Origin of the sequence: Roseateles chitinivorans, assembly GCF_002761755.1 — a bacterium.
GTDB classification, from domain to species: domain Bacteria; phylum Pseudomonadota; class Gammaproteobacteria; order Burkholderiales; family Burkholderiaceae_C; genus Roseateles; species Roseateles chitinivorans.
In genome coordinates this window covers 23,610-39,110 of the sequence record NZ_PEOG01000005.1, presented here as the reverse complement: position 1 = coordinate 39,110, position 15,501 = coordinate 23,610, and the positions used below count along the sequence as shown (strand labels likewise).

General features: G+C 69.1%; 15 protein-coding genes. 10 read left to right on the top strand and 5 right to left on the bottom strand.

Annotated elements, in window-relative coordinates:
• Positions 1–63: 63 nt before the first annotated feature.
• Together CS062_RS00630 and asd are read right to left on the bottom strand one after the other, a co-directional pair.
• The gene (locus CS062_RS00630) at positions 64–1,104 is read right to left on the bottom strand and encodes a transporter (protein WP_233217842.1); all 1,041 of its coding nucleotides are present in this window, start codon (positions 1,102–1,104) and stop codon (positions 64–66) included.
• Positions 1,091–1,984, bottom strand: a complete 894-nt coding sequence (asd, locus tag CS062_RS00625; RefSeq protein WP_099859548.1) for an archaetidylserine decarboxylase — start codon at positions 1,982–1,984, stop codon at positions 1,091–1,093. Before asd ends, CS062_RS00630 begins: the two co-directional genes overlap by 14 nt.
• A gap of 79 nt (positions 1,985–2,063) precedes the next feature.
• Here asd and CS062_RS00620 point away from each other — a divergent pair, with 79 nt between their 5' ends.
• On the top strand, positions 2,064–3,734 hold the full coding sequence (locus tag CS062_RS00620) for an aminotransferase class III-fold pyridoxal phosphate-dependent enzyme (RefSeq protein ID WP_099859547.1): 1,671 nt from the start codon (positions 2,064–2,066) through the stop codon (positions 3,732–3,734).
• 21 nt (positions 3,735–3,755) lie between these two features.
• On the opposite strand, the gene CS062_RS00615 is transcribed toward CS062_RS00620, so the two are convergent.
• Both CS062_RS00615 and CS062_RS00610 read right to left on the bottom strand, forming a co-directional pair.
• A complete protein-coding gene (locus CS062_RS00615; protein ID WP_158238628.1) occupies positions 3,756–4,655 on the bottom strand; it encodes an alpha/beta fold hydrolase in 900 nt (299 codons plus the stop codon).
• 88 nt (positions 4,656–4,743) lie between these two features.
• Positions 4,744–5,385, bottom strand: a complete 642-nt coding sequence (locus CS062_RS00610; RefSeq protein WP_099859545.1) for a hypothetical protein — start codon at positions 5,383–5,385, stop codon at positions 4,744–4,746.
• Between the two features lie 133 nt (positions 5,386–5,518).
• Here CS062_RS00610 and CS062_RS00605 point away from each other — a divergent pair, with 133 nt between their 5' ends.
• A complete protein-coding gene (locus CS062_RS00605) occupies positions 5,519–6,829 on the top strand; it encodes a glycosyltransferase family 4 protein (RefSeq protein WP_233217841.1) in 1,311 nt (436 codons plus the stop codon).
• A gap of 192 nt (positions 6,830–7,021) precedes the next feature.
• Here CS062_RS00605 and lplT read toward each other — a convergent pair whose 3' ends face one another.
• Complete coding sequence (gene lplT / locus CS062_RS00600; protein WP_099859544.1) at positions 7,022–8,275, bottom strand: lysophospholipid transporter LplT; 1,254 nt, start codon at positions 8,273–8,275, stop codon at positions 7,022–7,024.
• A gap of 199 nt (positions 8,276–8,474) precedes the next feature.
• Between lplT and CS062_RS00595 the strand changes: the two genes are divergently transcribed.
• From CS062_RS00595 to accB, 8 genes are all read left to right on the top strand, one after another.
• Positions 8,475–10,511, top strand: coding sequence for a ribonuclease catalytic domain-containing protein (locus tag CS062_RS00595; protein WP_099859543.1), 2,037 nt, complete (start codon positions 8,475–8,477; stop codon positions 10,509–10,511).
• A 20-nt stretch (positions 10,512–10,531) separates the two neighbouring features.
• Positions 10,532–11,389, top strand: coding sequence for a cell envelope integrity TolA family protein (locus CS062_RS00590; RefSeq protein WP_099859670.1), 858 nt, complete (start codon positions 10,532–10,534; stop codon positions 11,387–11,389).
• Positions 11,390–11,442: 53 nt separating this feature from the next.
• On the top strand, positions 11,443–12,351 hold the full coding sequence (gene aroE / locus CS062_RS00585) for a shikimate dehydrogenase (RefSeq protein ID WP_099859542.1): 909 nt from the start codon (positions 11,443–11,445) through the stop codon (positions 12,349–12,351).
• Between the two features lie 10 nt (positions 12,352–12,361).
• A complete protein-coding gene (gene mtgA, locus CS062_RS00580) occupies positions 12,362–13,108 on the top strand; it encodes a monofunctional biosynthetic peptidoglycan transglycosylase (protein WP_099859541.1) in 747 nt (248 codons plus the stop codon).
• Positions 13,109–13,158: 50 nt separating this feature from the next.
• Positions 13,159–13,755: a hypothetical protein gene (locus CS062_RS00575; protein ID WP_099859540.1), complete on the top strand. Its 597-nt coding sequence runs from the start codon at positions 13,159–13,161 to the stop codon at positions 13,753–13,755.
• A complete protein-coding gene (locus tag CS062_RS00570; protein ID WP_099859539.1) occupies positions 13,756–14,307 on the top strand; it encodes a TlpA disulfide reductase family protein in 552 nt (183 codons plus the stop codon).
• 179 nt (positions 14,308–14,486) lie between these two features.
• On the top strand, positions 14,487–14,939 hold the full coding sequence (aroQ, locus tag CS062_RS00565) for a type II 3-dehydroquinate dehydratase (RefSeq protein WP_099859538.1): 453 nt from the start codon (positions 14,487–14,489) through the stop codon (positions 14,937–14,939).
• A gap of 77 nt (positions 14,940–15,016) precedes the next feature.
• A complete protein-coding gene (gene accB / locus CS062_RS00560) occupies positions 15,017–15,487 on the top strand; it encodes an acetyl-CoA carboxylase biotin carboxyl carrier protein (RefSeq protein WP_099859537.1) in 471 nt (156 codons plus the stop codon).
• Positions 15,488–15,501 lie beyond the last annotated feature (14 nt).

The following is a 15,501-nucleotide window of genomic DNA, read 5'->3' as shown; positions in this document are numbered from 1 at the left end:
GGCGACCGAGGCCACGACCTCACCTCTCCGTGCCGTGCCCGGCCATGCCGCGCGATCGGCCGTCTACTTCCGCCGCCCGGTCGCCTTCAGCAGCAACACGGTCACGAGCCCCGTCAGCACGACGATCAGCCCGACAACGACCCAGAAGCCGTGCTTGTGCTCCAGCAGCGGCAGCCCGCCGACGTTCATGCCGAACAGGCCGCTGATCAGGTTGATCGGCAGCGCCAGCACGGTGACCATGGTCAGCACGTACAGCGTCTGGTTGTTCTCCTGCGCGACACGCGCCGAGGTTTCGTCCTGCACCGCGCGGATGCGCTCCTGCAGCGCCTGGATGTCGCGCAGCACCAGCGCGAATTCTTCGCTCGCCTGCTGCAGCTGCTGCTTGTCCTGCTCGGCGACCCAGTCCGGCGGATTCGACAGCATGCGCAGCAGCGCGCTGGGCTCCGGCGCGAGCAGCCGCTGCAGCCGCACCATCAGGCGCCGCAACGCCGCCACTTCGGACTCGTGCCCGGCATGCCGGCCGGCGAGCAATGCGTCCTCGATGTCGTCGACCCGCTCGGTGGCCTGGCGCACGATGCGCTGCAGCTCGTCGGCCTGGTCGCGCAGCAGGTGATCCAGCAGCGCCACGCTCGATCGCGGCCGGTCGCCGCGCTTGATCGCCATGCGCAGCCGGTCCACCGAGCGCAGTGGCGCGCGGCGCACGCTCAGCACCAGGTGCTCGCTGACCTGCATCCACAGCGTCGACACGTCGCCCACGTCGAAGGCGAAGTCGAAGGTCACGTCGTTGAGCACCGCGAACAGATGCTCGCCCACGCGCTCGATGCGCGACGAGCGCGAGCCCTGCTGCTGGGCTTCGTCGAAGCTCTCGGCCAGTGCGGCGTTGCGGCGCAGCCAGGGCAGCGCGCCCGCATGCGCGAGGTTCAGATGCAGCCACAGGAAGCCGCCCTCCGGCCGCGCCAGCCGGGCCTGCGCCTGAGCCAGCGTCGGCAGCGCTTCGGTGGGGCGCTCGGGATGGATCCAGAAGCCGCAGATCAGCCCGTGTTCATCGCCGCCATACGGCGCGGCCAGTCCCAGCGGGGACGGCATCGTGTCATTCATCGCCATCGGCGCATGGTAGACGCGCGATCGCCTCGCCCATGCGGATCCGCTGGCCGGGCTGCAAGCTCGCCGACAGCTTCACGCCCGGCGGGAGGAACACGAGGATGGTCGAGCCCTGCTCGAACCAGCCCATCTCCTCCCCGCGCGCATGGTCGTGGCCGAGCTCGAAGCGGTGCGGGCCGGGATGATCGGGACGCAAGGTCAGGTCCAGCGCATGCAGGCGCAGGCTCGCGACCAGGATCGCCGCCACCGGCACCAGCGCGATCGGCGTGCCGTCGGGCAGCGTGCATTCCACGGCCGCGCGGACATTGCGGCAGAACAGTCGCTCGACGCGCTTGAGCGCGATCGGATTGACGTTCCAGGTGTCGCCGGCGATGTGGGTGACGCGCTGGATGCGCAGGTCGGCCGGCGCATGGAAGCGGTGGTACATCGCCGAGGTCAGGCGCAGCGTCAGGTAGGTGCCGTCCAGATAGGGCGCAGCCCGCGTGGCATCGCCGAACAGATCGGCGATGCGGTAGTCCATGCCCTTGGCCTGGAGGGCCATGCCGCGGGTGACCGGGCCGTGCGCGCCGACGATCGCATCGCAGGGGCTGACGATCGTGCCCGGCGACGGATCGATCGGCCGCCGCCCCGGCTTCAGCCGGCGCGTGAAGACCTCGCGCAACGATCGGTAGCCGCGCGTCGGCGACTCCGCCTCGCTCAGGTCGAGGTCGGTGAACAGCCGCCACACCGCCACGCTGAAGCGCGTCAGCATCGGCGACTCGATCCGGCTGTACCTGCCCATGAAGCGCGTCAGCGCCAGGCGCGGCACGCGATTGGTCAAGAGGAAATTGAGATCTTCCTGCTGGGTCAGACGGTCGATCCAGCGCGCCGATTTCATGGACATGTCAATTCCGTCGGATACATATCTCCGCAATTTGCCAATGCTGTGTGACAGCAGAACGAGGCTCCGGAGGTCCATGCCCATGTCCACGACGTTCTTCACCTTCGACCTGCTGCCCGTCGCCGCCGCGGCGGCCGGACTCGTGGCCCTGTACTACGCGCCGACCGGCTGGCGCCGGCTGCAGCTTTCGCGGGCGAAGCACCCGTCGCTGGCGGGTCATTCGCGAATGGCCGTGCGGCTCGCGCGGCTGATGCCGACGCAGCGCTTCGACGACGGGCGCTTCTTCAACGCCGACGATGCGCCGGACACGATCGTCGCGACGCGTCGCGCCAGCTTCGCCGCGCTGTCGCGCACGCTCAAGAGCCGCCATGCGCGCAGCATCGCCGCGACGCAGGCGATGAAGCCCTCGCTGCCGGACCTCCAGTTCACCAGCAGCTATCGCGTGCCGCCGCCGTTCAGCCCGCTGGTTCAGCGGGAGCTGCCGCTCGGGCCGGTGATGGTCGCGAGCGACGGCCACTGGCTCACCGATCTCGACGGCGAACGCTTCATCGACCTGGCCGGCAGCTACGGCGTCAATCTCTTCGGCTACGCGTTCTACCAGCGCTGCATCGCCGAGGGCGCGCGGCGGGTGGAGGCGCTCGGCCCGGTGCTGGGTGTCTACCACCCGCTAGTGGAGGACAACGTGCGGCGCATCCTCGGCCATGCGCGCATGGACCAGCTGTCCTTCCATATGTCGGGCACCGAGGCGGTGATGCAGGCGGTGCGGCTGGCCCGGTACCACACCGGCAGGACGCACCTGGTGCGCTTCTGCGGCGCGTACCACGGCTGGTGGGACGAAGCCCAGCCCGGCCCCGGCAACCCGCTGCCGGCCGAGCGCACCTACACCCTGCGCGACATGCACGCCCGCAGCCTGCAAGTGCTGCGCACCCGGCGCGACATCGCCTGCGTGCTGGTGAATCCGCTGCAGGCGCTGCACCCCAACAAGCCGGCGCCGGGCGACGGCTCGCTGGTCGACAGCTCCCGGCGCGCGTCCTACGACAAGGCCGCCTACGCCGCCTGGCTGCGCGAGCTCCGCGAGGTCTGCACCGAACGCGGCATCGCGCTCATCTTCGACGAGGTCTTCATGGGCTTCCGCCTCGGCGCGGGCGGTGCCCAGGCGTATTTCGGCGTGCAGGCGGACCTGGTGACCTACGGCAAGACGCTGGGGGGCGGCCTGCCGGTGGGCGTGGTCTGCGGCCGCGCGGCGTGGATGAAGCGCTACCGCGACGAGCGCCCGGCCGACATCTGCTTCGCTCGCGGCACCTTCAACACCCATCCGCATGTGATGGGCGCGATGTCGGTGTTCCTGGATGCGCTCGAGGATCCGGAGCGCCTGCGCCAGATCGACGAACAGGAGACGCAGCAGGACGCGCGGCGCGAGCGGCTCAATGCGGCGCTCGAGGCCGAGCAGTTGCCGCTGCGCGCGGCCAACATGTCCTCGGTCTGGACGCTCTATTACACCGAGCCGTCGCGCTACAACTGGATGCTGCAGTACTACCTGCGCGAGCAAGGCCTGGCGCTGAGCTGGGTCGGCACCGGGCGGATGATCTTCAGCCTGGACTTCAGCGACGCCGATTTCGACGAGGTCCAGCGCCGCATCCTCGCCGCGGCCCGCGCGATGCGCGACGGCGGCTGGTGGAGCAGCCCGGCGCTGCCGAGCAACCGGGCGATCAAGCGGCGCCTGCTGATGGAGACGCTGGGCCTGCGGGGCTGATCGCGGCGTCCCTCCCCGCGTTCAGCGGGCCGGCCGCGCGCCGGCGGGCGATCGCAGGGCCGCGCCGGGCGCCGACGGGTGACCGCGCTCGCGCGCCTCCTGGACGACCTCCTCGATCGCCTTGGTCACCACCTCGGGCTTGTCGCGCTGGATGTAATGCCCCGATCCCGCCACCGGCTGGATCTCCTTGCCGCCCACCAGCGGCAGCCAGTTCGGCTCCAGGCCGTGCACCATGGACTCGAAGCCGCTGGCCGTCTCCATCGGCGAATACACCGTGCGCGTCAGCACCCGCACCGGCACGTCCGGCCGCGGCTTCTGCCATAGCGTGTCGATGCAGTCCTGCTGCTGCAGGAATTCGGCCTGCATCATCCCGCGGAACACCCGGCGGCTCATGCTGTCCAGCATGTTGGCCATCACCGGCACCTCCACCTGCATCTTTCGCAGGTGCAGCGGATGGGTCGCGTCGACCAGCACGATGCCCGCGACCTCGTCCGGATACAGCCGCGAGAACGCGTACTGGTACAGCCCGCCGATCGAGTGCCCCACCAGCACGTAGGGCGGCTTGATGCCGGCGCTCTGCAGCAGCCCATGCAGTTCGGTCGCGATGCCGCAGGGATTCCGCGGCGTCGGTGGCGTGGCGGTGCTGTCGCCATAGCCCGGGCGGTCGTAGGCGAAGACGCTGTGCTCGGCACGCAGCGCGTTCAGCACTGGCGCCCAGGGATCGCGGCCATCGCCCAGTCCCGATTGCAGGACCACCGTCGGCTCGCCATGGCCGACATGGGTGAAGACGATCGGGCCGCCGGTGACGCGCTGGTTGCCGGTGTTGGGCATCGGACTGGCGCAACCGGCCAGCACGGCGGCGACCGTGATGACCCACGCCAATGACTTCGGCGCCCGAAGGCGCCGTTCGACTGCGGACATGCGGAAAGCTCCATCTGGCCGGCGGCCGCCTGTCCCCGCGTCGATCGCGATCCCGTCGCCCGGGATCGCGTCGCGCCATCCCGTCGGATCAGGCCGTCTGCTCGCCGTTCCCGGCATTGTGCCCATCGGCGCGCGGCCACAGTGCGGGATCGAGCCGCTCTCCGCGCAGCAGTTGCAACGGAGCGCGGTGGTACAGCTGGATGTCGTGGAAGGGGTCGGTGATGATCTTCGTCGCCCAGGCCAGGCCGGTGCGCAGGTCGCGGATCACCGCCAGCTGCAGCACCCGGAACACCAGGCCGCCCACGCCGAGCCAGAACCAGAGCAGGCCCAGCTGGTGCAGGTAGTCGCCGAAGCCGGTGGCCGGCTCGAACAGGCCGAACAGGCCCGGCTGCAGCCACAGCGCGACCGGCGACAGCGCCCACAGCGCCATCAGCACGACCTTGCGGCGCAGGTTGTAGCCGACCTTGATCTCCTCCTTGTGCTCATGCGTGGCCTGGTTCACATGGTCGTAGCCCTTGGGCTCGAAGAAGAAGTGCCCGGCCTGGCGGCTGGTCATCGAGACGCCCCAGGCCAGCAGCGCCGACCAGGCGGGATCGACCAGCAGCAGCCCGTAGGCGACCACGAAGCAGCAGGCGCTGAGCAGATGCAGCGACTGGTTGATTCGGCAGTGGTGGTAGTAGCGGTGGTCGTCCCAGCGCTGTTCATTCAGAAGTGCCAGAAAGTCCTTCATGCGGGCCTCGTCGGTGAGATGACCATGAGATGAGCCGTGGAGCGTGCCGTCACTCGATGGCGGTGCCGTGGCGGCACGATGATGCATCGATGACGGACGCGTGGCGACTGTGTCCATCGGGCGTGTCAGGCGCGTGACGATCGTCGCCGTCACAGAACTGTTGCGTTGGCCGCCCATCATCCGCGCCATGACGACCCCGCCGATCGAACTCGAAGTCGACGAGTTGCCCACGCGCCAGAGGCACTTCCGCGTCGCGGTGGTGACCGAGACCTATCCGCCCGAGGTCAACGGCGTGGCACGCAGCATCGCCTGCGTCGTCGGCGGCCTGCAGGCGCGCGACCACGCGGTCCAGCTGCTGAGGCCGCGGCAGGCCCCGTCCGGCGCGCCGGTGTCCGGCGATCGCCCTGTCGACGAAGTCCTGATGCGCGGCCTGGCCGTGCCACGCTACCCGCACCTGCGCATGGGCGTCGTCTCCAAGCGCACCCTGGTCACCCTCTGGGCCAGCAAGCGGCCCGACGTGGTCCACATCGCGACCGAAGGCCCGATGGGCTGGTCCGCGCTGCAAGCCGCCCGCCATCTCAAGTTGCCGGTGGTGTCGGAGTTCCGCACCAACTTCCATGCCTACGCCCAGCATTACGGCATCGGCTGGCTGCGTCGGCCGCTGCTCGCCTATCTCAGAAAGTTCCACAACCGCTGCCACGCGACGATGGTGCCGAACGCCGCGCTCGCCGGCGAACTGATGGCCCAGGGATTCCGGCACGTCAGCGTCATCGCTCGTGGCGTCGATACGCAGCTCTTTCACCCCTCGCGCCGCAGCGACGCGCTGCGAGAGCACTGGGGCGCAGCGCCCGGCGACCCCGTCCTCCTCCACGTCGGCCGGCTGGCCGCCGAGAAGAACCTCCAGCTCCTGGTCGACCTCTGGCCCGCCATCCGCCACCGCCATCCGCGCGCGCGACTCGTCCTCGTCGGCGACGGCCCCGCTCGCGCCGATTTCGAGCAGGCACTGCCCCCCTCCGCCAACGTCGTGTTCGCCGGCATGCAACATGGGGAACAGCTCGCCGCCTGCTATGCGAGCGGCGACCTCTTCGCCTTCCCCAGCATCACCGAAACCTACGGCAACGTCACACCGGAAGCACTCGCCAGCGGCTTGCCAGTCATGGCCTATCAATACGCCGCGGCGGCTTTGCTCGTGCGCGACAGCGTGAATGGCGGACTCGCGCCGTTCAATGAACCGGCAGCATTCCAGGCACGCACGCTGGCGCTGCTCGACGATCTGCCTCGGCTGCGCGCCATGCGAGCCGCAGCGCGAGCCAGCGCAGAATCACTCGACTGGGAAGGGATCGTGCAAGGGATCGAACAGGTCTACGCCGCAGCCATCGACGGCACCTCCGTCGCGATGAGGGCGGGAGCTCGGCTGGCAGGGGTGGAGGCCGGGGCGCTTTAGGGCGCTTTAGGGCGCCTTGGGGCGCTTCAACTGCAACGGGCGAGCGCAGGTGAAGGAAGCCCGGGGCCGGCGGCGGCGCCCGCTTTCGGCACTCAACTCCCGCCGCTCGCCTTCGGCTCGCTTTGGTCAGACAGAACGTGCCTGGTCAGTCATGGAAGCGGGCGCCGCCGCCGGCCCCGGGCTCCCTTCACGTCACACCACCGCGCTGTCTCGGGAAGTCGGAGACGTGGGAATGGGGACCGGCTGGTGGTGGGCGTGGCGGTGGATCATCAGGATCAGCACGCACGCGAAGACGAAGGCGCCGAGGCCGCTCATCAGCCAGACCAGCGGAACGCCCATCGCCTGCAGCGCGGTGTAGCAACCCAGCATCAGCAGGATGCTCAGGTTCTCGTTGAAACCCTGAACAGCGATCGAACGGCCGGCGCTCAGGATCTGCACGCCCCGGTGCTGGAGCAATGCATTCATCGGCACGACCATCGCGCCGCCCACCGCACCGACCAGCACCATCGCCGGCAGCGCCCAGCCCAGCGAAGCGACCCATGGCGTGCCCAGCATCAGGCCACCCAGCATCAGGCCCAGCGGCATCACGCGCAGCGAGTGGTGCAAAGCGATCCAGCGGCCCGCCAGACCCGCACCGACCACGACGCCAATCGCCACCGTGGCCTGCAGGTACGCCCCCTGGTTCAACCTCAGGCCCAGCACGTCCTGCGCCCATTGCAGGACCGCCAGCTGCAAGGTCGCGCCGGCGCCCCAGAAGAGCGTCGTCATCGACAGCGACAGGCGACCACCCAGTCGGTCCCGCCAGAGAGCACGATTCGAGATCCGGAAATCGCGCACGATATCCATCGCCCGTCGCGGCGGCCGGGGATAGACGATGCCACTCTCCGGCACGCGCAGCTGCAGCAGCGCCGCCAGCGCGTAGACGCCCAGCAGCGCGCACAGCGACGCGATCAGCGGGCGCGGCACGCCCCATGCGCCCATCGCCGCCATCCACCAGGGGCTGACCAGCAGGCCGCCGACCAGGGTGCCAAGCAGCACCGAGCACACGACCGACACCTCGATCCAGCCGTTGGCCGCCACCAGCCGCGTCGGCGGAACGATCTCCGTGATGAGACCGTACTTGGCCGGCGCATAGCAGGCCGCGGCCGTGCCGACGATGCCGAACGCGAGCAGCGGATCCAGGCCCAGCGCCATCGCACCGACCCCCAGCGCCTTGAGCCCGTTCATCCAGCTCATCAGCGCCACCTTGGGCCAGGCATCGGCGATCAATCCCACCACCGGCGCCAGCCCGACGTAGGCCAGCGTGAAGCACAGCTTCAGCAGGGGCGCCCACCAGGCCGGTTGCCCCATCTCGCGCAGCAGCGCGATGCCGACGATGAGCAGCGCGTTGTCGGCGAGCGCGGAGAGGAACTGCGCGGCGATGAGGGTATGGAATCGCGGGGGCATGTGGGGCAGCCAGTGCGCGGCGAGTATGCGAAGGCGCCGTGACCGACCGTTGACACGCGATTGACATCGGCGCGACAGCCCGTGGACAGCGTCCGTGGCACGCCTGTGGCGAACGGGTCCCCATCTGGGAACGAATTGACACCCGCGCCGCCCGCACCCGTCCGGCGTCCCTTCCGCGATCAGCGACAATCCCGCCGCTATGTTTGCCCTGTTCGAAGACGCCGGAAAATTCCTCGCCGGCCGCGTCCTGTCCGAAGCCGAATCCTCGATGCAGATCGAGCTCGATTCGGGCAAGCGCGTCAAAGTGAAGACCGCCCATGTGCTGCTCAAGTTCGACAAGCCCGCGCCGGCCGAGCTGATCGCGGAGGGCCAGCGTCTGGCCGCCGAGATCGACCTCGACCTGGCCTGGGAGTTCGCGCCCGAGGGCGAATTCGGCTTTGCCGACCTGGCCCGCGACTACTTCGACGAGAAGGCCACGCTCGGGCAGCAGACCGGCGCGCTGTTCCGCCTGTTCGAGGCGCCCCACTATTTCCGCCGGATGGGCAAGGGCCTGTTCAAGAAGGCGCCGGCCGAGATCGTCAAGGCCGCGCTGCTGGGCATCGAACGCAAGAAGCAGGTCGCCGCGCAGATCGAGCAGTGGGCCGACGAACTCGCCGCCGGCCAGTGCCCCGCGCCGATCGGCGACCAGATCTACAAGATCCTCTTCCGCCCCGACAAGAACGGCCCCGAGTACAAGGCCGTCGTCGAGGCCGCCAAGCGCAGCCACAAGGCGCCGCTGGACCTGCTCAAGGACGCCGGCGCGATCGCCAGCCCCTACCAGTTCCACTGGAAGCGCTTCCTTTTCGAGCACTTCCCCAAGGGCACCGGCTTCCCGGCGCTGTCGGCGCCCCAGATCAAGGACGAGCTGCCGCTGGCCGGCGTGCGCGCCTTCTCGATCGACGACTCCGCCACCACCGAGATCGACGACGCGCTGTCCGTCCAGGGCCTGGGCACCGGCACCGTGGTCTTCGGCGTGCACATTGCCGCGCCGGGCCTGGCGATCCAGCCGGACTCGCCGGTGGACAAGGTCGCCCGAGAGCGCTTCTCCACCGTCTACATGCCGGGCTGGAAGCTGACCATGCTGCCGGACGACGTGGTCCAGGCCTACACGCTGATCGAAGGCCGCGACTGCCCGGCCGTCAGCATCTACCTGACGATGGACGAGGCGACGCTGGAGATCACCGGCCGCGAGACCCGGCTCGAGCGCGTCCCCATCGCCGCGAACCTGCGCCATGACAAGCTGGATCACGTCATCACCGACGCCACGCTGACCGGCGCCGCGCCGGCCGACTACGACTTCGCGCCGGAACTGGCCTTCGCCTACCGCCTGGCCAAGGACCTCAAGGCCAAGCGAGAGGTGGTGCGTGGCAAGCCCGAGACCTTCAACCGTCCGGACTACAACTTCCGCCTGGACAACAACGGCGAGCACGAACCGGTGGGGGCCGAGCAGGTCAGCATCTCGGTACGCCAGCGCGGTGCGGCGCTGGACCTGATCGTGGCCGAGGCCATGATCCTGGCCAACTCCAGCTGGGGCGGCATCCTCGCCGACTGCGGCGTGCCCGGCATCTATCGCAGCCAGGCCAGCCTGGCGCCGGGCATGAAGGTCCGCATGGGCACCAAGCCCGCGCCGCACGCCGGCATGGGCGTGGCGCAGTACACCTGGGCGACATCGCCGCTGCGCCGCTACGTGGACCTGGTGAACCAGTGGCAGATCATCGCCTGCGCCCGCCACGGCAAGACCGCCGCACTGGCCGCGCCGTTCAAGCCCAAGGACGCAGCACTGTTCTCGATCATCTCCGGCTTCGATGCCGCCTACAGCGCCTACAACGGCTTCCAGTCGGGCATCGAGCGCTACTGGACGCTGCGCTACCTGCAGCAGCAGGGCATCACCGAGCTGACCGCCGCCGTGCTGAAGGACGGCCTGGTCCGCGCCGACGAACTGCCGCTGGTCTTCCGCGCGCTGGGTTGCGAATCGCTGCCGCGCAACAGCCACGTCAAGGTCCGCATCACCGGCCTGGACGAACTGACGCTGGAGGTCCATGCCAACCTGGTCGAGCGCCTGGATGCCGAGGCCGCTCCGTCCGACGAGGCGGAGGCCGAGGAGGACGAGGAGCCCAGCGGCGTGCTGACGCTGGCGATCGACGTCAACGACGACGGCGCGGAGGGCGCGGCGACGCCCGCTCCCGCAGCCTCCTGATCCGCTTTCGCATGTTCACGATGCCCAAGCTCAGCCTGCTGCAGTACGCGCTGATCGTCTCGGCCGGGTTGCACCTGGGCCTGGGGACGCTCAAGTTCGTCGCACCCGACCAGTTCGACCGCCTGTTCCAGGACACGCCGCTGGAGGTGGTGCTCGTCAATGCCCGCGGCCAGGAGGCGCCGGTCAAGGCACAGGCGCTGGCGCAGGCCAACCTGGCCGGCGGCGGCGAGATGGCGGCCGACGTGCGGGCCACGTCGCCGCTGCCCCCCGCGCCAATGGCCGAGACCGGCGACAGCACCGAGGTCCAGCACAGCCAGATCCAGCAGTTGCAGGTGGCGCAGGAGCAGTTGCTCACCCGGGTGCGACGAGAGCTGGCGCTGCTGCCGCCGCCCGACCCGCAGCGCGACAAGGGCACGCCCGAGGCGCGCGAGCAGGCCGAGCGCCGCCGGCAATTGGTGCAGTTGCTCGCCGAGATCGAGAAGCGGGTCAACGAGGAAAACGCGCGGCCGAAGAAGCGCTACGTCAGCCCGGCCACGCGCGAGGTCGTCTACGCCCAGTACTACGACCAGCTGCGCCGGCGCATCGAGAGCCGCGGCACCCGCGACTTCCCGACCTACCAGGGCCGCAAGCTCTACGGCGAGCTGACGATGAACATCCACGTCGACGCCCGCGGCCGCGTGGTGGAGACCGACATCGTGCAGAGCTCCGGCAACGCGGTGCTGGATCGACGGGCGGTGGCGATCGTCCGCGCCAGCGCACCGTTTGGAAACTTCACGGCGCAGATGCGCCAAGGCGCGGAACTGCTGGTGATCACCTCGCGCTTCCGCTTCACCCGCGACGAGAACCTGGAAACGACCCTCAGCGGGCAGCCGTCCTGAACTCGCCCGCCGCCGCCGGGTCACGCGGCCGCATCTCTTCTTATATAGACGTCATGAGCGCTGATCCGACTTCCGCCTCCGCGACGGCCGCGCCCCCCGGGCCGGACCGGTACGCCGTCGCCGGCAATCCGGTGGCGCACAGCCGTTCGCCGGAGATCCATGCCGCCTTCGCCGCGCAGACCGGTCAGTCGCTGGTCTATGAGCGATTGCTCTGCCCGCTCGATGGCTTCGAGGCCGCGATCCGCGACTTCGTCGCCAGCGGCGCACGCGGCTGCAACGTCACCGTCCCCTTCAAGTTCGACGCCTTCCGGCTCGCGGCCCGTCGCACGTCACGCGCCGAACTCGCCGGCGCGGTCAACACGCTGCGCTTCGACACCGAGGGGGGCTGGCTCGGCGACAACACCGACGGCGCGGGCCTGGTCGCCGACATCGAGCGCAACGCCGCGCGCCCGCTGCGCGGTCAGCGGGTGCTGCTGATCGGCGCGGGCGGGGCCTCGGCCGGCGTGCTCGGCAGCCTGATCGGCGGCCGGCCCGCGGAGATCCGCATCGTCAATCGCAGCGCCGACAAGGCAGTCGCGCTCGCGGCCAGCCATCGCGCCTGGGCGGACGACCACGGTGTGCGCCTGAGCGCAGGCGGCCTCGATGCCCCGGCGCCGGACGGGCGGCACGACGTGATGATCAACGGCACCAGCGCGTCGCTCAGCGGAGCCGGGCTGCCCCTGCCGGACCCGGACGCGCCGGTGCTGGCCGTCGGCGGCCTGGCCGTCGACATGATGTACGGCGCTGCTGCCGCTCCTTTCCTGGACTGGGCCGCCGGTCAGGCGGGCGCAGGCGGCGCGACCCGGGACGGCCTGGGCATGCTGGTCGAGCAGGCGGCCGAGGCTTTCCTCCTCTGGCGCGGGGTGCGCCCGGACAGCGCGGCGGTGCTCGCCGACCTGCGCCGTCGACTCGCTGCCCATTGAGGACCGCCCCATGAAACAGTTCTGGCGTTTCGCCGGCATGCTGCTCGTCAGCGTTCTGTGCCTGCAGCTGTTCTTCGCCGCCCGCATCGCGCTGATGGCGGTGGTTTCGCCGCAGTCGACCACCTTCCAGCGCTCCGAGGCCCTGCGCCTACTGCGCGAGAAGCATCAGATCCTCTGGGCCCAGCAATGGGTCGACGGCAGTCTGATCAGCAAGCACCTCAAGCGTGCCGTGATCGCCAGCGAGGATGCCGGCTTCAACGAACACGGCGGCGTGGACTGGGAGGCGCTCGAGAAGGCTTGGGACAAGAACCAGCGCGCGCAGGAACTGGCCGACAAGCGTGCCGCCCGCCTGGCCAAGACCAATCCGAACAAGCCGCCGCCGGTCCCGAAGGTGATCGGCGGGTCGACGATCTCGCAGCAGCTGGCGAAGAACCTGTTCCTCAACTCGGAGCGCAACTTGCTGCGCAAGGGCCAGGAACTGGTGCTGACGCTGATGCTGGAAGCGCTGCTGGACAAGCAGCGCATCCTGGAGATCTATCTGAACAATGTCGAGTGGGGCGAAGGCGTGTTCGGCGCCCAGGCCGCCGCTCGCCATTACTACCGCGTCGACGCCGCCCGGCTGGGTCCCAACCAGGCGGCGCGCCTGGCGGTGATGCTGCCGGCGCCGAAGCGGTTCGAGAAACGCCCAGGTTCGCCGTATGTGATCGGACGGGCTGGCACCATCGAGGCCCGGATGGGCGCGGTCGACATCCCCTGACGCCTCGCCAGGGGACCGCCCGCCCAGGGCCGAGCAGCCGAAAGGGCGCCATGACACCCGAATTGACGACCGAGATCGCCGCCGCCGCCGCCCGCCTGGTGGTGGAGGAAGGCCTGGAATACGGCCCCGCCAAGTCGCGCGCCTTGAAGGTGCTCGGCCTGCCGCCGCGCACGGCGCTGCCCAGCAACGATGAACTGGAAGACCAGGTGCGCGAGTATCTGGACATCTTCTGCGCCGACACCCAACCGGCCGAGTTGCAGGCCCTGCGCGAACTGGCCGCCACCTGGATGGAGCGGCTGGCCGAGTTCCGCCCCCATCTGAGCGGCGCCGTCTGGCGCGGCACGGCCACCCGGCTGTCCCACATCCACCTGCAGCTGTATTGCGATGACAGCAAGTCGGCGGAGATCGCGCTGCTGAACCAGGGGGTGGACTATGACGTCGGCCAATCCCGCAATGCCAAGGGCGAGGTGGTCGATCAACTGGTCCTGGACGTGCCCTGCCGCGCGCTGAACGAACGGGTGGCGATCGCGCTGACGATCCTCGACCACGACGACCTGCGCGGCGCGCTCAAGCCCGACGCCCGCGGCCGGACCGAACGCGGCGACCTGGCCGCGCTGCGCCAATTGATGACCGCAAAGGACGAATGAATGCAACGACGCGCTGTTCTGGGACTGGGAGCCGCCGGTGTAGTGGCAGCCGGCGCCGGGGCCTATCTTTCCCTGCACCATGAAAGACAGGCGGGGGGCGCGGCCCCCTCGGCACCGCTGTCGGCGGAAGCCGCGGCATTCTGGAATGCCAGCTTCGACACGCTCGACCAGCAGACCTACCAGCCCGCCGCCCACCTGCGCGGCAAGCCGCTGCTGCTGAATTTCTGGGCGACCTGGTGCGCACCCTGCGTCAAGGAACTGCCGGAAATCAATCAGTTCCACGACGAATTCAGCGCCCAGGGCTGGCAGGTGCTCGGACTGGCGGTCGACGCGCCGACGCCGGTACGCGGCTTCCTGGAAAAACTCCCCCTGAAATTCCCGGTGGCCCTCGCCGGCCTGACCGGCACCGACTTGTCCAAAACTTTGGGCAACGCCAAGGGCGGTCTGCCGTTTACCGTCGCCTTCGGCGCCCAAGGCGAACCGATCTGGCGCAAGTTGGGCGCCACCCACCTCGAGGAACTGCGCGCAATGGCGCGCGCGGCAAGGGTTTGACGCCTGACTGGCTCCCCAGTCAAGGGACGGTCAAACGACCCGTCTGGCATAGCGGGCTGCCTGGAGCCGGTCAAGACTTTTATTTTTGGCTTGCTGCCGGGATCTGAACCCAAAAGGCGTAAAGTCCACCCTTTTACGCTTCTAGTGTCTTCGCTCTAATTGGCGGGACCGGTCGCTGAATGCAAGTCCTGGTACTACACGGCCCCAACCTCAATCTGCTCGGCACCCGCGAGCCCGGGGTCTACGGCGCGACCACTTTGGCGGAGATCGATGCAGATCTTCGTCGGATCGCGCAGGAAGCCGGCGTAGTTCTAGAGAGCTATCAGAGCAACCACGAAGGTGGCCTGGTAGACCGCATTCAGGCGGCGGGTCGGGATGGAACCCGTTTCATCATCATCAATCCGGCGGCCTACACCCACACCAGCGTCGCGATCCGCGATGCGCTGGCGGCGGTGGCGCTGCCGTTTGTCGAGGTGCACCTGTCCAACATCCACAAGCGCGAGCCGTTCCGCCATCACAGCTACGTGTCGGCGCTCGCGGAAGGCGTGATCTGCGGACTGGGTCCGACCGGCTACCGGTTGGCGCTGCAGTTCGCGATCCAGCAATTGAGCCGGCCGGCCTCGTCCCCCTGAGCGCCGCGGTCCGCCGCCCCGCCGCCGGACCGGAAGACAACCCGAAGATCACAACCGATCCCCGTTGGAGAGTTCATATGGATTTGCGCAAGCTCAAGACCCTGATCGACCTCGTCTCCGAGTCGAACATCTCTGAACTTGAAATCACCGAAGCCGATGGCAAGGTGCGCATCGTCAAGTCCGATGGCCAGCCCGTCGTGGCCGCCATGCCCATGATGCAGGCCGCGCCGCAGATGGTCGCCGCGCCTGTCGCGTCCGCCCCGGCCGCCGCCGCTCCGGTGCCCGCCGCCGCCCCCGCGCCGGCTGCCGAAACCGGCCACATCGTCAAGTCGCCGATGGTCGGCACCTTCTACCGTGCCTCCAGCCCGAACGCCAAGCCGTTCGCCGAGGTCGGCCAGCAGGTCAAGGAAGGCGACCCGATCTGCATCATCGAGGCGATGAAGATCATGAACGAGATCGAAGCCGACAAGGCCGGCACGATCACGAAGATCCTGATCGAGAACGGCCAGCCGGTGGAATTCGGTCAGTCGCTGATCGTCATCGAGTAAGGCGGCCCCCAGAT